The 18,593-nt window shown below is 64.1% G+C and carries 19 protein-coding genes; 7 read left to right on the top strand and 12 right to left on the bottom strand.

The annotated features are described in order from the left end of the window. From Q8K05_RS06165 to Q8K05_RS06155, 3 genes are all read left to right on the top strand, one after another. A partial coding sequence (locus tag Q8K05_RS06165) for a helicase-related protein (protein ID WP_305245634.1) occupies positions 1-856 on the top strand: 856 nt, incomplete at its 5' end. 190 nt (positions 857-1,046) lie between these two features. After that, positions 1,047-1,829, top strand: coding sequence for an SDR family NAD(P)-dependent oxidoreductase (locus Q8K05_RS06160; protein ID WP_305245633.1), 783 nt, complete (start codon positions 1,047-1,049; stop codon positions 1,827-1,829). A 45-nt stretch (positions 1,830-1,874) separates the two neighbouring features. Continuing rightward, complete coding sequence (locus Q8K05_RS06155; protein WP_305245632.1) at positions 1,875-3,125, top strand: DUF4010 domain-containing protein; 1,251 nt, start codon at positions 1,875-1,877, stop codon at positions 3,123-3,125. 51 nt (positions 3,126-3,176) lie between these two features. On the opposite strand, the gene Q8K05_RS06150 is transcribed toward Q8K05_RS06155, so the two are convergent. Further along, positions 3,177-4,115 (bottom strand): mechanosensitive ion channel family protein, encoded by a 939-nt coding sequence (locus Q8K05_RS06150; RefSeq protein WP_305245631.1) that lies wholly within the window; start codon positions 4,113-4,115, stop codon positions 3,177-3,179. A gap of 171 nt (positions 4,116-4,286) precedes the next feature. Continuing rightward, positions 4,287-5,915 carry a Na/Pi cotransporter family protein gene (locus tag Q8K05_RS06145; protein ID WP_305245630.1) on the bottom strand — a complete coding sequence of 543 codons (1,629 nt, stop codon included), beginning with the start codon at positions 5,913-5,915 and terminating at the stop codon, positions 4,287-4,289. A gap of 132 nt (positions 5,916-6,047) precedes the next feature. Between Q8K05_RS06145 and gloA the strand changes: the two genes are divergently transcribed. Next, positions 6,048-6,458 (top strand): lactoylglutathione lyase, encoded by a 411-nt coding sequence (gloA, locus tag Q8K05_RS06140; protein WP_305245629.1) that lies wholly within the window; start codon positions 6,048-6,050, stop codon positions 6,456-6,458. 81 nt (positions 6,459-6,539) lie between these two features. Here the strand turns inward: gloA and eda are convergent, their stop codons facing one another. The 3 genes from eda to Q8K05_RS06125 form a co-directional block, all read right to left on the bottom strand. Continuing rightward, positions 6,540-7,154, bottom strand: a complete 615-nt coding sequence (gene eda / locus Q8K05_RS06135; protein WP_305245635.1) for a bifunctional 4-hydroxy-2-oxoglutarate aldolase/2-dehydro-3-deoxy-phosphogluconate aldolase — start codon at positions 7,152-7,154, stop codon at positions 6,540-6,542. A 38-nt stretch (positions 7,155-7,192) separates the two neighbouring features. Next, a complete protein-coding gene (gene edd, locus Q8K05_RS06130; protein ID WP_305245628.1) occupies positions 7,193-9,010 on the bottom strand; it encodes a phosphogluconate dehydratase in 1,818 nt (605 codons plus the stop codon). 113 nt (positions 9,011-9,123) lie between these two features. Beyond that, complete coding sequence (locus tag Q8K05_RS06125) at positions 9,124-9,693, bottom strand: OmpA family protein (RefSeq protein WP_305245627.1); 570 nt, start codon at positions 9,691-9,693, stop codon at positions 9,124-9,126. Positions 9,694-9,796: 103 nt separating this feature from the next. Here Q8K05_RS06125 and Q8K05_RS06120 point away from each other — a divergent pair, with 103 nt between their 5' ends. After that, positions 9,797-10,345: a gamma-glutamylcyclotransferase gene (locus Q8K05_RS06120; RefSeq protein WP_305245626.1), complete on the top strand. Its 549-nt coding sequence runs from the start codon at positions 9,797-9,799 to the stop codon at positions 10,343-10,345. Between the two features lie 99 nt (positions 10,346-10,444). On the opposite strand, the gene Q8K05_RS06115 is transcribed toward Q8K05_RS06120, so the two are convergent. Then, complete coding sequence (locus Q8K05_RS06115) at positions 10,445-11,683, bottom strand: DUF5666 domain-containing protein (RefSeq protein ID WP_305245625.1); 1,239 nt, start codon at positions 11,681-11,683, stop codon at positions 10,445-10,447. Next, entirely contained in the window at positions 11,680-12,582 is a 903-nt protein-coding gene (locus tag Q8K05_RS06110) for a DUF6502 family protein (RefSeq protein ID WP_305245624.1), read from the bottom strand. The genes Q8K05_RS06115 and Q8K05_RS06110 overlap by 4 nt, the downstream gene beginning before the upstream one ends. A 179-nt stretch (positions 12,583-12,761) precedes the next feature. On the opposite strand from Q8K05_RS06110, the gene pdxH reads away from it, so the two are divergent. Beyond that, complete coding sequence (pdxH, locus tag Q8K05_RS06105; RefSeq protein ID WP_305245623.1) at positions 12,762-13,412, top strand: pyridoxamine 5'-phosphate oxidase; 651 nt, start codon at positions 12,762-12,764, stop codon at positions 13,410-13,412. A gap of 11 nt (positions 13,413-13,423) precedes the next feature. Here the strand turns inward: pdxH and folK are convergent, their stop codons facing one another. The 5 genes from folK to Q8K05_RS06080 are packed head-to-tail and all read right to left on the bottom strand — an operon-like array spanning position 13,424 to position 18,112. Further along, positions 13,424-13,945 (bottom strand): 2-amino-4-hydroxy-6-hydroxymethyldihydropteridine diphosphokinase, encoded by a 522-nt coding sequence (folK, locus tag Q8K05_RS06100; protein WP_305245622.1) that lies wholly within the window; start codon positions 13,943-13,945, stop codon positions 13,424-13,426. Positions 13,946-13,962: 17 nt separating this feature from the next. Beyond that, entirely contained in the window at positions 13,963-15,591 is a 1,629-nt protein-coding gene (pcnB, locus tag Q8K05_RS06095; RefSeq protein ID WP_305245621.1) for a polynucleotide adenylyltransferase PcnB, read from the bottom strand. Between the two features lie 60 nt (positions 15,592-15,651). Further along, positions 15,652-16,341, bottom strand: coding sequence for an HAD family phosphatase (locus tag Q8K05_RS06090; RefSeq protein ID WP_305245620.1), 690 nt, complete (start codon positions 16,339-16,341; stop codon positions 15,652-15,654). Beyond that, the gene (gene hda / locus Q8K05_RS06085; protein ID WP_305245619.1) at positions 16,338-17,024 is read right to left on the bottom strand and encodes a DnaA regulatory inactivator Hda; all 687 of its coding nucleotides are present in this window, start codon (positions 17,022-17,024) and stop codon (positions 16,338-16,340) included. The genes Q8K05_RS06090 and hda overlap by 4 nt, the downstream gene beginning before the upstream one ends. A 17-nt stretch (positions 17,025-17,041) precedes the next feature. Next, entirely contained in the window at positions 17,042-18,112 is a 1,071-nt protein-coding gene (locus Q8K05_RS06080) for an AI-2E family transporter (protein WP_305245618.1), read from the bottom strand. Positions 18,113-18,229: 117 nt separating this feature from the next. Here Q8K05_RS06080 and Q8K05_RS06075 point away from each other — a divergent pair. After that, positions 18,230-18,593: AIR synthase related protein (locus Q8K05_RS06075; protein ID WP_305245617.1), on the top strand; the 364-nt coding region annotated here is incomplete at its 3' end.

The raw sequence follows: 18,593 nt of genomic DNA, 5'->3' as shown, positions 1-18,593 counted from the left end.
ACGGGCACTGGTGGCCACCGACATCGCCGCCCGCGGCATCGACATCGACGACCTGCCCCATGTCGTGAACTACGACATCCCCAACGTCAGCGAAGACTATGTGCACCGCATCGGCCGCACCGGCCGCGCCGGCAACAGCGGCGAGGCCGTGAGCCTGGTGTGCCTGGACGAAGAAGGCTTCATGCAGGACATCGAGCGCTTTACCAAGCAGAACATCGAAAAAGTCATCGTGCCCGGCTTTGAAGCCGAGCCCGGCGAAAAAGCCGAGCCGCTGGCCATGGGTCGCCAGACCATCTGGGGTGGCCTGGGCAAACCGCCAAGCCGCGACGTGATGCAGGCAGCCGCCAAAGCCGCACGCAGCGAAATGATGACGCGCATCCGTGACACCAAGGGCGCGCAGCCCGGCGGTCGCAGCGGCGGTGGTGGCGAACGCAGCGCCAACGGTGGCGGCCGTGGCCGCAGCCCGGCCGGCGGCGGCAATGGCGGAGAAGGTCGTAGCGACAGCCGCGGCCCTAACGGTGGCGGCAATGCCGGCCGCCGCAGCCCGGCCCAGCCACGCCAGAACACCGGTTACGGACAAGGTGGTGGCCAACCCTCGGGCCAGCCAAGGAACGCCTATGCACAAGCGCCCCGCGCCCAAGGCGGCGAGCCACGCAATAATGACTTTGACAACCAGCAGCCGGCCAGCCACGCCTCTTCCGGATTCCCTTCGTCCGGTCAGCCCACAGGCAACCGCAACAACTTCCGGGGCAGCCGCCCCAGCGGTGGCGGCGCGGGTGGCGCTGGTGGCGCTGGTGGCCGCAGCAGCAACGGACCCCGGCGCTCGGGCGGCCCAGGCTCGTTTACGGGTCGATAAGCCCCGCACCCTCGCCCGGTGATTGACCACCGGGCGGCAAAGAACAGGCAAGAGGCCAACGGCTTTTCTTGCCTATTTTTTTGAGCAATTTATACCGATAGCCCAATCAGGACGGACTTAAGCAGCTATTTATTGAATAGCAAACCAACGGCAAGCGTTTTTTCAGCGCATGCGCTGCTACTATCCGGCCATGAACGCCAACGCATCAAAAATCTCCTTCGGGCTGACCGGCCGTGTCTGCATCGTCACGGGTGGCGCGCAAGGCATTGGCGAGGCCTGCATTCGCCGTTTTGCACGCGAGGGAGCGCACGTCGTGATTGCCGACATCGACGATCTGCGCGGCACCACGCTGGCGAGCGAACTTGGCGGCCTGTACGTGCATTGCGATGTGGGCGACAAAGTCCAGGTCGATGCACTGGTGGCCAACGTCCTGGCCGCGCATGGACGCATCGACGTACTGGTCAACAACGCCGGCATTTTCAGGGCGGCTGATTTCCTTGAAGTCACCGAGGAAGATTTCGACGCGGTCTTGCGCATCAACCTCAAGGGCTCATTTCTGGTGGGCCAGGCCGTGGCGCGCGAGATGGCCAGGGCGGGTAAAGGCAGCATCGTCAACATGAGCTCGGTCAACGGCACGCTGACGATTCCCACGATTGCCAGCTACAACGTCAGCAAGGGCGGCATCAACCAGCTCACGCGCGTGATGGCGCTGGCGCTGGCCGACAAGGGCGTGCGCGTGAACGCGGTGGCGCCCGGCACCATCGCAACCGAACTGGCCACCAGGGCAGTTCTGACCAGCGAGGAAGCCAGGGCCCGCATCCTGAGCCGCACCCCCATGAAACGCCTGGGCGAGCCCTCGGAAATAGCCGACACCGTGGCCTATCTGGCCAGCGACGCCGCCAGCTACATCACCGGCGAAATCGTGGTGGTGGATGGCGGGCGAATGACCTTGAACTACACGGTGCCCGTGTAGAAAAACCCGATTTCACGACGCATCAAGCGAATCTGAACTGCCGCCATGCCGTCCCTGACTGACCCTTCCACGCTGCTGGGCCTGTGCGTCGCGCTGGGCATAGGCCTGCTGATTGGCGCCGAGCGCGAGCGCCGAAAAGGCAGCGGCCCCACGCGCGGTGCCGCCGGTATTCGCACCTTTGCCGTCGCGGCCCTGCTGGGAGCCCTGGGTGTGCTGCTGGGCGGTGGGCTGCTGCTGGCCGTGGTGGCGCTGGTGGTTGGCGCGCTGGCCGTGGTGGCCTACCAGCGCACGCGCGGGGACGACCCGGGCATGACCACCGAGATCGCCCTGCTGCTGACCTGCCTGCTGGGCGGCCTGGCGATGCGCGACGCAGGTCTGGCCGCAGGCATAGGCGTGGCGCTGGCGGCTTTGCTGGCAGCGCGAAACCGCATTCACTATTTTGTCAGCAGCGTGCTGAGCGAGCGCGAGTTGCACGACGCGCTGCTGTTTCTGGCAGCGGCCCTGATTGCCTTGCCGCTGGCGCCAGACCGGTTCATGGGGCCCTTTGACGCGATCAATCCGCACGCCATCACGCGCTTGATCGTGCTGGTGATGGGCATCAGCGCGCTGGGCTATGTGGCCATGCGCGCCCTGGGGCCGCGCTACGGCTTGCCGCTGGCCGGATTTTCCGCAGGCTTCGTGTCAAGCACGGCGACCATTCATGCCATGGGCGCACGCGTGCAACAGCAACCGGCGCAGATGACAGGCGCCGTGGCGGGCGCGGTACTCTCCACCGTGGCCACCATCATCCAGATGGCGGTAGTCGTAGCCACGTTGCAACCTGCGCTGCTCGATGCCCTGCTGTGGCCGCTGGTGTTCGGCGGGGTCGCCGCGTGCGCCTACAGCATTCCCTTCATTCCCAGGGGATCGCCGGCCCAAAACGAGACCAGCAACGAAGACGCTGGTCGGGCGTTCAATCTCAAAACCGCGCTGGCCTTCGCCGCCGTCGTCAGCGCCGTACTGATGCTGTCCGCGGGCTTGAGCGCGTGGCTGGGCGCGCGCGGAACCTTGCTGGCAGCCGCCTTGACGGGGCTGGTGGATACCCATGCGACAGCGGCCTCGGTGGCCTCGCTGGTCGTGGCCAACAAGCTGTCGGTGGACGCGGCGCTGTGGCCGATTCTGGCGGGGCTCACCACCAACACGCTGATGAAAGCGCTCGTGGCGTTCAGCGCGGGCGGCAGGCGCTACGCGGCGCGCATTGTGCCGGGGCTGGCCCTCGTGATTGGTGCGGTCTGGCTGGGAACGTTGAGAGGGTGAGCGAAAAAACCGGACGGCGAACGCAGAGGCACACCGGGAACCAGTCCTTCGTCAGGACGCAGGCGCGGCAGGCGCCGGCCCGTCGCCGGACTCCCGGATCATGCGCAGCGGCATGGCGGGCGTATCGCCCCGCTTGTCGACCCCGGCATAAACGGTGACATGCGGGAACGGAATCTCTATGGACTGCGCATCAAATGCGGCCTTGAGCCGACGCAAATACTCGCGCCGAACGCCCCACTGCTCCAGCGGCAGCACCTTGAAGCGACAACGCAGCACCACCGCGCTGTCGTCGAAACGCTCGACCCCGGCGATGTCCAGGTCGTCGAGTATCCTGGGACCGAACACGCTGTCGGTGCGCATCCCGGCACCGACGGCGCTCATCGCGGCAAGCACCTCGTCAACGTTCTCGCGGTAGGCCACACCCACGTCGATGACGGCCTGCGCGAAGAGCCGACTCATGTTGGTCACGGTCATGATCAGGCTGTTCGGCACAAAATGCACGTTGCCCGCGTAGTCGCGCAGCCGGACATGGCGCAGTGTGATGTCTTCCACCGAGCCGCTCAGGCCCGCGATGCTCACCACGTCGCCGGTACGAATCTGGTCTTCAAAGAGTATGAAAAATCCGGTGAAGTAATCCTTGACCAGGCTTTGTGCACCGAAACCGATGGCCAGCCCCACGACGCCGGCCGCGCCGAGGATGGGCGCCAACGAAACGCCGACCTCCGCCAGCACGAGCATGACGGCCACGGCGCTGACGACCAGGCCGATCAGATAACGAATGACACGACCCAGCGTCTCGGCCCGCCGGGCACCTTCGGCGCCGGCCAGGCGACTCACAACGCGCAGGCGCACACTGCGCACCGCCCGCTGGAGAACGATGATCGCCACCCAGGCAACGACGACGATCAATACAATGCGCAGCGCCGACAAGGCGGGGCCGCTCCAGCGTGCCCAGTCGATGTTCTCGATGCGGCGCAATACTTCTTTCATATTTATTCCGTTGCGCGGATCCGGTGCCGCTGTTTTTCAACCTGGTTCCACCTCATGTGATGGCCATGAAACATTTTACGGTTGGATCGTTTTCAGCGAAGGCGTAGGGCCGAATCCTCGCCATGTCGCTTGCTAAAGCCAAGGCACTTTCGCGATCGATGAGCGTTCGCCTCACGCCTCTTGATCAGCAGCCAATGGCGCCAAGCCGTAGCGGCGCGCCGCCTTGGCCGCCTGCTGCGCCGCTCGGCGTAGAGCGCTAAAGCGGCGCAGCGCCTCCTCCATGGCGGCCAACGAGAGTTGCCCGGCGGCTCCGGCCAACAGCAGGGCGCTCTTCAGCGCCTGGTAGGCGACTTCCATCACGTCAACTGCAGATGCCAGCGCGGCTGCATCGGGTGAACCGTCTTGCGGAAGGCACAACACCAGGAGCGCATCCGCTCGCTCGCGAAAATTGGTTTGTGCCACGGCCAGACCTCCGCCGATCCCGGCCGGCAAACCCGGAAGGGCGATGACAGCAAGTACCTGCTCGGCCATCGTCTCGTAATAACGCTGCACCCGCAGGGCCCAGGCCAGGCGCTCGCTCGTGCCTTGCGGCATCGCGGCGCGGTTCATGCGTTCAACGAAGGATTCGACCGTTGCATCCAGTCGCGCCAATACCAACCGCTGGCGGGTCAGCGTGGCGCCATCCGCACCGGCCAGCGCCGCGCGGGCCAGATTCACTGCCAGATGTCCGATGCGTTCGATCTCGCGCTCCAGCGCCTCAAGCGCCAGCGTCGGCACGGCCAGCACGTTGTCATCCAGGTAGCGCGGCTGCGCCTCGTCTTCTTCGCGCGCCCGAAAGCGCTGCAGCAGCCAACGCGTCAGGTGCTCGGCCAGCGGCCACATCAACACCACGCCGAGCAGGTTGAACGTGGTGTGGAACAGCGCCAACTTGGCCGCCGGGTCTGGCGACAGCTCGAGCGCCTCGCGTGCGGTGCTCAGCGCGCCGATCAGCCAGGGCAGCAGCGCCAGCGCAACGCTGGCGGTCAGCGCGTTGAAAATCACATGCGCCGCCGCCGCCCGGCGCGCATTCGGCGTGGCGCCGATAGCCGCCAGCAGCGCGGTTACCGTGGTGCCAACATTGGCGCCTATCACCACCGCTGCCGCGCCTTGCGCGGAAAGCAAGCCACCCTGGGCGGCAGTCAGCGCGATCGCCATCGACGCACTCGACGACTGCATCAAGACCGTCATCAGCGCACCGACGCCAAGCTGCGCTGCGACCGCGAGCGCGCCCTCGCCCTGCGGCAACGTGACCTGCCCGGCCAGACCGATGAAGGACTGCTGCAGCATGGCAATGCCGAGAAACAGCAAGCCAAAGCCCGCGAGCGCGGTGCCGATCGCGCCGCGGCGCTGACCCTGGCCGGTGAGCCGAAACACCACACCGACGCCCACCAGTGGCAGCGCGAGCGCCTCAATCTTGAACTTGAGCCCGAGCAGCGCAATGATCCAGCTCGTCATCGTGGTGCCGACGTTGGCGCCGAACAGCACCCACAGCGCGGGCGCCAGAGCAAGCAGCCCCGCATTGACGAAGCCGATCGTCGCCACCGTGACCGCACTGGACGACTGCACCATCGCCGTGACCAGCATGCCCGAACCCAGCGCATGCCAGCGCGTGCGCGTAGCACCGGTGAGGATGCGATGAAGCGCCGCACCGGCGGCAAGCTTGAGCCCATCGCTCATCATGCCCATGCCAAGCAGGAACAGACCCAGGCCACCAACCAGCGGGCCAATCAGGGCAAGGGCACTCAAGGGATCGGACGACATGTCATGAACCTGCCAACTCGAACGGAAGCGACATCGACGGTGATGGCGGCAGCGAGATGCCAAAGGCGACAGCATTGAAAAGATTGGCGACAATGACTCATCTGATAACTTTCACGACAGGACAAATCCACCATGCGACTGTTACACACCATGCTGCGCGTTGGCAACCTCCAGCGCTCCATCGATTTCTACACCAACGTGCTGGGCATGAAGCTGCTGCGCAGGTCTGAAAATCCCGAATACAAGTACAGCCTGGCGTTTGTCGGCTATGGCAATAACCCCGAGCATGCCGAAATCGAACTGACCTACAACCACGGCACCGACCGCTACGAAATGGGTACGGCCTTCGGCCACATCGCGCTCGGTGTGCCCGATGTTTATGCGGCCTGCGAAAAAATCAAGGCGTCCGGCGGCAACGTCACCCGTGAAGCGGGTCCGGTTAAAGGCGGCAGCACGGTGATTGCTTTTGTGACGGATCCGGACGGCTACAAGATCGAGTTGATCCAGCGCGCCGAAAACGCGGTGGGCGCTGGCCTGCGCTAGCCCGCACGGCGTATTCGCTATATTTTTAATAGCTTCTACCGCCCATCCTGATTGGGCTAGAGGCCAATTTTCCTTAAGAAATCAAGCGTTTGACCGGATCAGCTGGCACGCTTGCTGCGCCAGCGCCGTCACCTGCGCCCAGTCGCCACGCGCCAGCGCCTCCGCCGGCGTAAGCCAGGAGCCACCAACGCAGACCACGTTGGACAGCGCCAAAAACTCGGCCGCATTGGCCATGGTCACACCGCCCGTGGGGCAAAACCGGACGTCGCCAAACGGCCCGCTCCAGGCTTTGAGCATGGCCGGCCCGCCAGCCTGCAGCGCCGGGAAAAACTTGAGCGCGCTCAGGCCATCTTCTTGCGCCATCATGATTTCACTGCCGGTGGCCACGCCGGGCAGCAGGGGTAGCCCGGCATCGCGGCAGGCCTGGCCCACGGCATGGGTGTACCCCGGGCTGACCGCAAAGCGCGCGCCCGCCATGGCACAGGCCTGGGCGTCGGCGGCGCTGCGCACCGTGCCTGCGCCGGCCACGGCTTCGGGCACCTCACGCGCAATTGCTTCAATACAGGCCAACGCCTGCGGGGTGCGCAAGGTGACTTCAAGCATGCGGATGCCGCCCGCCACCAGCGCGCGCGCCAGCAACACGGCCTGGCGAACATCGGTCAGCACAATCACGGGAATCACGGGGGCATCCCGCATGACCTGCAGGGCGGTCAGGTGGCCGCTCACATCTAAAGTTACATCCACGATAAAGCTCCTTCTTCAGCCGTCAGCGCATGGCGGCGCATGCCGGCAAACAATCCCCTGCCCATGCCAACGCCGTTGCGCTGGCGCAGATCATCGGGCATCACACCCACAGGCCGCGCGGCCCATTCGGCCTCGGCCACCAGCACCTGCAATTGGCCGTTCACGGCATCGACGCGGATCACGTCGCCGTCGCGCACCTTGGCCAGCGGGCCGCCCGCAGCGGCTTCGGGCGAGACGTGAATGGCGGCCGGCACTTTTCCCGAGGCGCCGCTCATGCGGCCGTCGGTGACCAGCGCCACCCTGAACCCTTTGCCCTGCAACACCGCCAGCGGCGGCGTGAGCTTGTGCAGTTCGGGCATGCCATTGGCTTGCGGGCCTTGCCAGCGCACGACGCACACCACATCGCGTTCGAGCTCCCCGGCGTTAAACGCCACATGCAAGGCCTCCTGCGAATCGAAAACGCGGGCAGGCGCTTGAATCACGTGCCGGTCATCGGGCACGGCAGACACCTTGATCACGCTGCGGCCAAGGTTGCCCTGCAGCAGCTTGAGTCCGCCGGTCGGGCTGAACGGGCTGGCGACGGGCCGCACGATGGTGTCGTCTTTGGAGTCGCCCGCATCACGCCAAACCAGCGAGGTGCCCGCCAATTCAGGCTCCCGGGTGTACTCGCGGATGCCGCCACCCCGCACCGTCAGCACGTCTTCGTGCATGAAACCGGCATCCAGCAATTCGCGAATCACCAGCCCGGTGCCGCCTGCTGCCTGGAACTGGTTCACGTCGGCGCTGCCGTTGGGGTACACATGCGTCAGCAGCGGCACGACATCGGACAGGGCCGAAAAGTCATTCCAGTCAATCACAATGCCGGCCGACTGCGCCACGGCCACCCAATGAATCAGGTGGTTGGTCGAGCCGCCGGTAGCCAGCAGCGCCACCATGGCATTCACGATAGCGCGTTCATCCACGAGTTGGCCAATCGGCGCAAACCGTTTGGACTTGACGATGCCCAGGACCGTGCGCGCCGCCTCGCGTGTGAGCTCGTCGCGCAGGGCGCCACCGGGCGCCACAAAAGCGGTGCCCGGTACATGCAGACCCATGGCTTCCAGCAGCATCTGGTTGCTGTTGGCCGTGCCATAAAAGGTGCAGGTACCCGGGCTGTGATAAGACTGGAGTTCAGCTTCCAGCAAGCCCTCGCGTCCGATCAGGCCTTGCGCCGCCTGCTCGCGCAGCCTGGCTTTTTCCTTGTTGGGAAGACCGGAAGGCATGGGCCCGGCGGGGACAAACACCATGGGCAAATGGCCAAACTGCAACGCGCCAATCAGCAGGCCCGGCACGATCTTGTCGCACACGCCCAGCATCAACGCGGCGTCAAACATGTCATGGCTCAGCGCCACGGCGGTGGCCATGGCGATCACATCGCGGCTGAACAGGCTGAGCTCCATGCCGCTGGTGCCCTGCGTGACGCCATCGCACATGGCGGGCACACCGCCCGCCACTTGCGCCGTGGCGCCCAGCTTGCGCGCTTCATCCTTGATCAGCGCGGGGTAGCCTTGCAGCGGTGCATGCGCCGACAGCATGTCGTTGTAGGCGGTCACGATGCCGATATTGGGCGCGCGCTGGGTAATGACCTTGAAGCGGTCGTCCAGCGGGATGCCGGCCACCGCATGCGCGATGTTGGCGCAGCCCATGCGGTCCATGCTGGGGGGGCGCGTGCTGTCGGCGTGCAACTGCGCAAGATAGGCTCGGCGCGTCGGGCCGCTGCGCTCGGCAATGCGGGCCGTGATGTCTGAAACTGCTTCGTGGAGTGCCATGGGTATGCCTTGTGGATCTGTAACTTAATTACTGACTCTATGGTAACGGGTTACCGGGGCATTTCACCCGTTTTGGTTACAGGGTGGTTACCAAACGCAGGGCTTCGCAGAGGCTATTGGAGGCTGATTTCCACGCGCCGCGCATCCGCGTCGCTGCCACTGCCGGTCAGTTGCCGGGGCTTGGCGAGTTCAATCTGCGCGTCCGCCACACCCGCGGCCTTCAGGGCGGCACGCACCGCCAGAGCGCGTCTGCGCGCCAGCTCGGCATTTCTGCCCGCGTCACCGGTGTCGTCGTGAAAACCTGCAATCACCAGCTTGCGGCCCGGCTGGCCCGCTTGGGCCGCCTTGACCATATCGGCCAGCGCGTCGCCTGCGCCCGCAGCCAGCTCTGCCTTGCCGGAGGCGAAGTAAAACTTGACCACGCCCTGCTCCACCTGGATGCTGGCCGCATCTGAAGCGGCTTGCGCCCTGGCGGCTGCGGATGCGGCCTCCTCGGTCAGCGGGCTGCCGGGCACCGGCGCCAAGCTGGCCGCAACAGGGATTGTGACGGCCGGCCTGGCTTTCAGGCGCGCACCGCCTTGCTGAACCCCGATGCCGATGACCATGGCAACGACCAGCACCACCAGCGCAAAAACCACCGTCAGCGCGAGGCCTTGCTGGCCCTCATTATTTTCAGAAAACATAGCCCGACTCCCGTCACAAAAACTCGACGCATTGTAAAGTGCGACTGTGCCAAATTCAGCAACTCCAGCGCCCTCCCCGGCCTCACTCCGAAACCCTGCACGCATGCTTGAGACCGTCATGCAGCAATGGGGCGGCCAGACCGACCTGTGGGTTTTTGGTTATGCCTCGCTGATCTGGCGGCCCGAATTTGAATTCGCGGAAGAGCGTTTTTCAACCCTTCGTGGCTACCACCGCGCGCTCAAGATGTGGAGCAGCCTGAACCGCGGCACCCCGGAATGCCCGGGTCTGGTGTTTGGCCTGCTGCCCGGCGGCAGCTGCAAAGGCTTGGCGTTTCGCATACCGCAGGCGCGTGTAGCCGCCGCCTTGCCCGCCTTGTGGGAACGGGAAATGCCCAATGGCGTGTACGACCCCAAGTGGCTGCGCTGCCGGAGCGCGTTGGGCGATGTCAGGGCGCTGGCGTTCACGCTGTCAAAGCGCAGCCCGAGCCACACCGGCGTGCTCACTGAAGACCGATACCGACAGATTTTCTCAAGCGCCTGCGGGCGCTACGGCACGACCCGTGACTACGCGCAACTGACCTACGACAAGCTACGCACGCTCGGCATTCATGACCACGCGCTCGGAAAACTATTGGAACTGGTCAAACTCTGAGCAGCCACACTGATCCAGACATACGCCGCGCTTTGCTCAAAAAAAGGGCGGGCACGAAGCCCGCCCAGGAGAGGCTGCGGGGATGCAGCCTTTACTTGATTACTCCAGGCTGATTCGGGTCGCCTGGATGGTGCCGTCAGGCAATGCCACGCCCTTGACCTCAAGCTTGATGCCGTCGAGCAGGCTAGCCGCAGTCATGCCATTGTCAAAGACCACCGCGTCGATGGTGAAGGTCACTTTGGCCACGATGCCGCCGGCGGAGGTCAAGGTGAAGGTGAAGGTAAAGGTGCCCGGCAACGTTGATGTCTTGTTGGAGACAATGCCATGCAGCTCGAATTCGCGGGTTTCGTTCTCGTCTTTCAGTTGAACCTCCTTCGCCACCAGGACGCCCTTGACCAGGCTGCCCTCGACCTCGACGCGGCTGCCTAGTTTGAGGCCCGCCGGGACGGTGGCGCCGCTGGCATCGACCGGCTGTCCGTTGACGCTGAACCTGGCGGAGGAAGTGAAGTCCGTGATCATGCCTTCGACTTCGGCTTCGCCGCGGTCTTCGACTTCCATCTCGACGGCGCGAATCCTGGTCGCCGTGCGCGTACCCGTGGTCGGCGTGGTGGCCAGACGCACGCGTACCAGCAGATCGTCGGCCAGGTTGGCGGGCAGGTCAGCAGTTGCCACACCGGCGTAGCTGATGGTCAGCGTGGTGCCGATCTTGAAGATTTTGGCCGTGGGGTCGAGAGCGCTGACAGTACCTTGCAACTTGAAGGCCGTGACGTTGGCCAGGAGTTTGCGCTCGATGCGGGTCGCCACGAGGCGGTTGGTCGCGGGATCGGCAAAGCCGTGCACTTCGACGATGTCGTTCACAGCCAGCGCCGAGAGCGTCAGGCCATCCTCAAAAATGGTGCTGGCCGTGATCTGCACGGTCTGCCCGAGCACCACCAGTGTTTTGGCGACCGTGTCGATGCTGTCGATAGGACCCAGCAGTTCGCTGCCGAAACTGATCTCGTCGGCGTCGGCCGAGGCAGCGTCCACTGTCCTTGAAATGGCCTTACCCTTCACACGAACCATCATGCCCAGTTTCAGATCATCACGGCCGCGCAGGGCGCCGTCATCGTCCAGAACTTTGGCAATCGAATCGTCGAAGCGCACGCCGTTGACAATGATTGATCCAAAACCGCTAATGGGCCCCGCCGAGAACGAGCCGGTGCCGCCGCCGCTCACGGTAGCCACGCCGGTCCCGCCGCCGCCGCAGCCCGCCAGCGCCATGGCGCCGCCTAACAGGGTCAACAATCCTTCACGGCGCGTGATGCCATGGGATGCAGGTGTATCGTGTGCGGTTTTCATGGAATGCTCTCTTTGGTTGTAGTGAGGAGGGGTGAGGGTGAAACCGGGGGCATGGCTTGCGACCAGGTGAACAGGCCGATGCGCAAGCTCTGGTCCTGCACGCGGCCGGCTTGGCGGTCGGCGGCAATCAGTTCTTCCAGCCGCGGCGCGATCTCGCTGAGCATGTTGCGCCACTGCTGCATCATGAGGCTGCGGGCCTGGGCCAGCGATTCGCCCGAGAGCTCGTCGGCAAAAATGGCTTGCTCGAGTTCCTGGCTGCCGTCGCCCAGCACGTTGGCTGTGGCGGCGCGCAGGTGGTCGCCCACGTTGTCGCCCAAATAGCCGACCATGCGCGCCCAGTCACCGCGGGGCACGAAGGCCTCCTGCAGTACGCGGACCGTGTCGGTGCCGACGTCGTGTTCGGCCAGCCGCAGGCGGCACAGCTCTTCCAGCAGCGTGCGCGGGTGCACGTCGCGCGTGACTGACTGGGCCAGGGCCTCGAAACTCGGGGCCGGGCCCTGGCGCGGCAAAGGCAAGGGCTTGCCGGCCGGCGTGCGCAGCGCCGGGTCGGCCAGCCAGCGCATGAACAACTCGGTGACCGGCGAGCGTCGGGGCTCACGCTCGCGGGTCGGCTGGCTCTCCAGGCGCGCGATTTCGCGGCGGGTCAGGCCGGTGGTGGCGCTGATGCGGCTGGTCAGGCGGCTCGAGGGCAGATCGGCATGAACCAGACGAGCGGCCTGGACAAAAGCCTCACGCAGGCGCTCCTCGATCATCTGGATGGTGATGCCCTTGCCCACGCACAGCTGCGCCAATGGTGTCAGCAGGTTGCCCACGGCTTCCAGCAGCAACTGCTTTTCGGCGGTCAGGGCCGAGCCGGCAAGTGATTCTGTAGCAGCAGTGTCGAGGGTTGGCATCAGCATGATGGGGGCCATCATAAATGTGCAAAACGCACATTTAAAGGAAATTTTGTAACAAAGGATAGCCGCATGACCGAGACCCCCCTCACTCCACATCCTGGCGTGGAGGCGGGAGTTGCAAGCGCCGACGAGGAAGCCTAAAACAGCGAGGAATGAGGTAGGGCAATCCCTATACTTCAAGCATGTCAGAACACCTCCCCTCCATTGCCGATCTCCGCAAAAGCTACGAACGCGCCGAGCTCAATGAAGAAGCTTCGCACGCCGATCCTTTGAAGCAATTCGACCAGTGGCTGAAGGAAGCCATCACGGCGCAGGTGCCGGAACCCAACGCCATGACGGTGGCCACCGTGGCCAGCAACCTGCGCCCGTCCACCCGCGTCGTGCTGATCAAGGGCTTTGACGCGCGCGGCCTTGTGTGGTTTACCAATTACAACAGCCGCAAGGGCCAGGATCTCGCCGGCAACCCCTATGCGGCGCTGCAGTTTCACTGGGTCGAGCTGGAACGCGTGGTGCGTATCGAAGGCGTTGTCGAGAAAGTCTCTGACGAAGAAAGCGACGCCTACTTTCACAGCCGGCCGCTCGATTCCCGCATCGGGGCCTGGGCCAGCCCGCAAAGTGAAGTGATTTCTGGCCGTGGCGTGCTGCTCGCCAATGCCGCCAAATACGGCGCGAAATTCCTGCTGCAGCCCCCGCGCCCGCCGCACTGGGGCGGCTACCGGCTCAAACCGGACAACTGGCAGTTCTGGCAGGGCCGCAAAAGCCGCTTGCATGACCGCCTGCGCTACACGCTGCAAGCCGATGCGCAGTGGCTGCGTGAACGTCTGGCGCCCTGAGCCTGACCGTTTTAGCCGAGCAGTTTGCCCAAGCGCTCAATGGCCTGGTGGCGCACGGCATTCAATTGCGCAGCGCTGACCAGGCCGGGGGCGATTTCAGCCAACGGCACCAGCACAAAAGCGCGCTGCATCATGCGCGGATGGGGCAGCGTCAGCCGGGCTGAATCGATACGGGCGCTGCCGTAGCACAGCAGATCCAGGTCCAGCGTGCGCGGCGCGTTGCGGTAGGGCCGCTCGCGCCCGGCTTGCTGCTCGATCTGCTGCAGATGATCGAGCAGCGCGGGGGCCGTGAGGCCTGTTTGCAGCTCCACCACCGCATTGACGTATTCAGGTCCCGGCGCCGCCACCTCGCGGCCTGTATCAGTGTCCAGTGGCGCGGTTTTGTAGAGGCTGGAAACCTGGCCGACTTGTGTGAGCGGCAAGCCATCGATAGCTTTGACAGCCTGCCGCAGCGCAGACGCCGCGTCGCCCAGGTTGGCGCCCAGGGCGACATAGGCGCGGATGCGGTCCGCCTGCCGCCCGCCTGTGCACATCACAGGGCCGGCCCGGCTCAAGCGCTGGAAGCAGCGCCCGAAGAAGACGGGTCGCTGCTGCCTTCCCCGCCTTCGGCATGGGTGCGGTTTGTGGGCTTGCGGCGGCGACGGCGTTTTTTGGCCGGTGCCGCATCGCCTTGTTCCAGAAAAGCTTCAGCCCCCTCAGGCGCCGTGCGGCTGGCCTCGGCGGCACCACCATCGGGCTTCACCGCAGCCGCAGCGGGCCGCTTCACGCGGACCCGGGGCTGCTGGGGCTTTTGCAATTGGGCTTCGCGCACCACTTCAATCATGGCATGACGTTCGTCGTCATAGGCGGTGCTGAAGGTTTCCCACCAGTCGGCCAGCGCAACGTCGATCTCGCCGATCTGAGCGCGCAGGCGCATGAAGTCGAAGCCGGCCCGAAAGCGCGGCTGCTCCAGCAGGGTGTAGGGCGCACTGCCCACACGCTTTTCAAAGCGCGGCTGCATGGTCCAGATCTCGCGCATGTCCGTACCCAGCTTGCCCCGGCCCGACACATCGCCAATCCGGGCATTGAACGCATCGTCGACCGAATCCTGCAGCGCCGCCATGAGGTGGTCGCCGCGCTTGAGGCGGCTGTCCCAGCCCTGCCGCACCTCGGACCACAGCACGCACGACAGCAAAAAGCTGGGCGCCACCGGCTTGCCTTCGCCAACGCGGCGGTCGGTGTCCTGCAAGGCGAGCTTGAGGAAGGGGTCCTCGGCCATTTCCACCACCACGTCGAGCAGCGGATAAATGCCGGTGCCCAGCCCCAGGGTTTTGAGCTGCTCGATGCTGGCCAGCGAATGGCCGGTTTGCAGCAATTTCAGCATTTCGTCAAACAGGCGCGACTGCGGCACGTCGGCCAGCAAACCCCGCATCTCGCGCAGCGGGGCTGCCGTCTTGTCTTCAAACGTGAAGCCCAAGGCGTTGAGCTTGGCGGCAAAACGCACGGCGCGAATGATGCGCACCGGGTCTTCGCGGTAACGCACGGCCGGGTTGCCTATCATGCGCACGATTTTTTTCTTGGCGTCGCGGATGCCATTGTGGTAGTCGACCACAATCTGCGTTTCGGGGTCGTAGTACATCGCATTGATGGTGAAGTCGCGCCGCGCAGCATCTTCTTCCATGGAGCCCCAGACGTTGTCGCGCAACACCCGGCCCGAGCTGTCCACGGCATGCTTCATGCCCGCCAGTTCACTCTTGCTGGTGCGCTCGTTGCCGCCGACCTGCTCGGCCAGGCTGCTGTCCAGGTGCGCGCGAAAGGTCGAGACTTCAATCACTTCATGCTCACGGCCGCGGCCATAAATGACGTGAACGATGCGAAAGCGCCGGCCAATGATGAAGGCGCGGCGAAACAGGCTTTTCACCTGCTCGGGCGTGGCATCGGTGGCCACGTCAAAGTCCTTGGGACGCAAGCCCACCAGCAGGTCGCGCACCGCGCCGCCCACCACATAGGCTTCAAACCCCCCTTGTTTCAGCGTGCGCACGACATCCATGGCACGTTCATCGACCAGCTTGGGGTTGATGCCGTGTTCCTTGAATCCGACTTCCTGGCGTTTGCCAAAAGGTGATTTTTTGACCCGCTGGGTGCCGGACTCCGTGCTGCCTGATTTGCCAAACAGCTTGTCGATAAATTTTTTGATCATGATTCTCTAAATACTTTGCGGGACAGACCGCAGTTGCTTGGCACGCTGCGCTGCCCCCCACTAAAACAGGTCGAGTATGCGCCATCCGCGCTCGGTCGCCAGGGCGCGCAGGCGCTCGTCCGGGTTGGTGGCGACCGGGTGCGTCGCTTTCTCCAGTAACGCCAGATCGTTCATCGAGTCGGTATAAAACGTGGTTTCCACATCATCCCAGCCCAGTTGGCGGGCCGCCAGCCATTGATCCATGCGCGTGACTTTGCCCTCGCGAAAAGAAGGCGTACCCTTGATTTCACCGGTCAGGTTACCGTGAATGTCACGGGCGAGCTCCACCGCGATGAGCTCGCTCACGCCAAAAACCCCGGCTATTGGACGGGTGACGAACTCATTGGTAGCCGTCACGATCACCAGCTCGTCGCCGGCCGCCCGGTGCTGCTGAACCAGCGCCTGGGCTTGCGTTGTAATGACTTTTTGCACCACCTCGCCCATGAAACGGGCGTGAGCAGCTACGGATTTTATAGCACCCTGGGTCCGGATGGCCTGGGTGGCGAATCGCACGTAGTCATGAACATCGAGCGTTCCGGCGCGGTACTGGGCAAAGAATTCGGCGTTGCGGCGCTTGAATTCAGTGGCGTCGCACCAACCCAGCGCAATGGTGAATTCGCCCCACTCGTAGTCGGAATCGATAGGGATCAGCGTGTGGTCCAGATCGAATAAAGCCAGCCTGCGACGGGCGCCCACTTTTTTTGAATTCATTCACTCTCCAGCATGGATTTAAGCAGCGGAATGGTGATGGCACGCTTGGTTTGCAGGGCGTAACCGTCCAGCTTGTCCAGCAACTGCATCAGGCTTCCCAGATCCCGCGAAAAACGCGTCAGCATGAAGTCCATCACGTCGTCGCTCAGAAAAACACCCCGTGCATCGGCTTCGCGCCTGAGCACGGCGCGCCGCTCGGCATCGCTCAAGGCCTGCAGGGCAAACACGTTGCCCCAGCCCAGGCGGGTTCGCAAGTCTTCGCGCAAGGGTAGATCAGCGGGCGGCACATTGCCAGCGGCCACCACCCAGCGCGGATGGCCATCGTCGGTGCTCAGCGCATTGACAAACCAGTTGAAGGCCGCCCGCTGCTGCGCTGCGGTGTACAGATGGCAGTCGTCCATGATCACGGCGGACCAGGATTCGTTGAACTCGGGCGGCTCCAGCATGGAGGCGTCCATCCAGCCGCTGGAAGCGCCCTGCCCGCGCAAGGCTTCGCTGACCGCCTTGAGCAGATGGGTTTTGCCGCTGGCTTCTTCGCCCCAGAGGTAGGTGGGGACGGGCGATGGCAAGAGGCCGCCGGCCGAGCGTTCAAGGTGCTTGACCGCCGCCTCGTTCGGCCCACTGAAAAAATTGGCGAACGAGGGGTCGGAGGCCAGCCCGATGTCCAGTGCGATTTGTTTCATGCCGGTCATGACGGTGTTCATCCTTGGTACAGCTTGCTGGCCAGGTAGCTGTCCCGCACCCGGCGAATGCCCACCAGCAGCACCGCGCTGGCGGGCAATGCAATCAGCACGCCGAGAAAGCCAAACAGCTGCCCAAATGCCAGCAGGGCAAAAATAACGGCCAGCGGATGCAGGCCGATGCGCTCGCCCACCAGCCGCGGGGTCAGGTAAAAACTCTCGACCAGTTGCCCCGCGCCGTAAACGCCGGCCACCACCAGCACGGCGTACAGGCTGCCGAACTGCAGTATGCCGGCGAGAAACGCCAGAATCAGGCCCAGGCCGAAGCCCAGGTAAGGAATGAAGAAGGCCAGCCCGGTGAATACGCCCACCGGCACGGCCAGATCAAACCCGAACAGCGCCAGCGCGACGCTGAAATAAATCGCCAGCACCCCCATCACCAGCAGCTGGCCGCGCAGGTACTGGCCCAGCACGCTGTCGGCCTCCTCGGTAAAACTGTCGAACGAAGCGCGCATTTTGGGGGGCACCAGTTCGACCGCGCGGGCGACAAAGCGGTCCCAGTCGTTGAGCAGAAAAAACAGCGCCACCGGAATCAGCATCACATTGCCCACAATGGTCAGGGCCACACTGCCGCCCAGCTTGAGCGACGAGATGACCGAGCCGAAAGCCTCTTCAAAGTTCGCATTGAGGTACTTGAGCACAAAGGTCTTGATGCTTTCGACGTCCAGCGACAGCGTGATGCCGAACTGCGCCAGCCAGGGACCCAGCGAGTCGTTGAGCCGTGCGGCCAGCAGCGGCAACTGTTCGCGCAGCAAAGGCAGTTCCTTGGCAAAAATCGGCACCACCAGCAGCATCATGGACAAAAGAGCGAGGATGAACAGGGCCTCGACAAGCAGCACGGCCAGCACGCGCGGCAGCCTGCCTTTTCCCAGGCCGTCGAGTTTGTCCACCACGGGTGTCAGCACATAGGCCAGCACGGCTGCCACCACAAAGGGCGTCAGCACCGGCCCCAGAAACCACAGGGCCAGCACCACCAGCGCAGCGATCAGACACCAGGTCGCGGTGCGTTTTTGGGTCGAAGTAAATTGCATACAGCCTGACAGGGGGTGAACCCTTAGAATCTTAGGCTGAATTCTATCGGGCTTGCACACTGGCGCCCGGACTGAACGACAGACTCTCGTCCCCTAGCCTTACCCAACCCAAGCAGTATGACCACTTCCTCCCCTTCTCCCTTGAGCTACAAAGACGCCGGCGTTGACATTGACGCGGGCGACGCCCTGGTGGAACGCATCAAGCCGCTGGCCAAAAAAACCATGCGCGAGGGCGTGCTGGCCGGCATTGGCGGCTTTGGCGCCCTGTTTGAGGTGCCCAAGCGCTACAAAGAACCGGTGCTGGTCAGCGGCACCGATGGCGTGGGCACCAAGCTGCGCCTGGCCTTTGAATGGAATATGCACGACACCGTGGGCATAGACCTGGTGGCCATGAGCGTCAACGACGTGCTGGTGCAAGGCGCCGAGCCGCTGTTCTTTCTGGACTATTTTGCCTGCGGCAAGCTCGATGTGGACACCGCTG

The sequence above is a fragment of the Polaromonas sp. genome (assembly GCF_030682935.1).
In the GTDB taxonomy this organism is placed as follows: Bacteria; Pseudomonadota; Gammaproteobacteria; order Burkholderiales; family Burkholderiaceae_C; genus Polaromonas.
This window is presented reverse-complemented; position numbering and strand designations above follow the sequence as displayed.

Bases quoted from the DNA above. Each gene is read 5' to 3' on its own strand.
- Q8K05_RS06160 (WP_305245633.1), top strand. From the start codon at position 1,047: ATGAACGCCAACGCATCAAAAATCTCCTTCGGGCTGACCGGCCGTGTC.
- Q8K05_RS06155 (WP_305245632.1), top strand. From the start codon at position 1,875: ATGCCGTCCCTGACTGACCCTTCCACGCTGCTGGGCCTGTGCGTCGCG.
- Q8K05_RS06150 (WP_305245631.1), bottom strand. From the start codon at position 4,115: ATGAAAGAAGTATTGCGCCGCATCGAGAACATCGACTGGGCACGCTGG.
- Q8K05_RS06145 (WP_305245630.1), bottom strand. From the start codon at position 5,915: ATGTCGTCCGATCCCTTGAGTGCCCTTGCCCTGATTGGCCCGCTGGTT.
- gloA (WP_305245629.1), top strand. From the start codon at position 6,048: ATGCGACTGTTACACACCATGCTGCGCGTTGGCAACCTCCAGCGCTCC.
- eda (WP_305245635.1), bottom strand. From the start codon at position 7,154: ATGCGGGATGCCCCCGTGATTCCCGTGATTGTGCTGACCGATGTTCGC.
- edd (WP_305245628.1), bottom strand. From the start codon at position 9,010: ATGGCACTCCACGAAGCAGTTTCAGACATCACGGCCCGCATTGCCGAG.
- Q8K05_RS06125 (WP_305245627.1), bottom strand. From the start codon at position 9,693: ATGTTTTCTGAAAATAATGAGGGCCAGCAAGGCCTCGCGCTGACGGTG.
- Q8K05_RS06120 (WP_305245626.1), top strand. From the start codon at position 9,797: ATGCTTGAGACCGTCATGCAGCAATGGGGCGGCCAGACCGACCTGTGG.
- Q8K05_RS06115 (WP_305245625.1), bottom strand. From the start codon at position 11,683: ATGAAAACCGCACACGATACACCTGCATCCCATGGCATCACGCGCCGT.
- Q8K05_RS06110 (WP_305245624.1), bottom strand. From the start codon at position 12,582: ATGCTGATGCCAACCCTCGACACTGCTGCTACAGAATCACTTGCCGGC.
- pdxH (WP_305245623.1), top strand. From the start codon at position 12,762: ATGTCAGAACACCTCCCCTCCATTGCCGATCTCCGCAAAAGCTACGAA.
- folK (WP_305245622.1), bottom strand. From the start codon at position 13,945: ATGTGCACAGGCGGGCGGCAGGCGGACCGCATCCGCGCCTATGTCGCC.
- pcnB (WP_305245621.1), bottom strand. From the start codon at position 15,591: ATGATCAAAAAATTTATCGACAAGCTGTTTGGCAAATCAGGCAGCACG.
- Q8K05_RS06090 (WP_305245620.1), bottom strand. From the start codon at position 16,341: ATGAATTCAAAAAAAGTGGGCGCCCGTCGCAGGCTGGCTTTATTCGAT.
- hda (WP_305245619.1), bottom strand. From the start codon at position 17,024: ATGAAACAAATCGCACTGGACATCGGGCTGGCCTCCGACCCCTCGTTC.
- Q8K05_RS06080 (WP_305245618.1), bottom strand. From the start codon at position 18,112: ATGCAATTTACTTCGACCCAAAAACGCACCGCGACCTGGTGTCTGATC.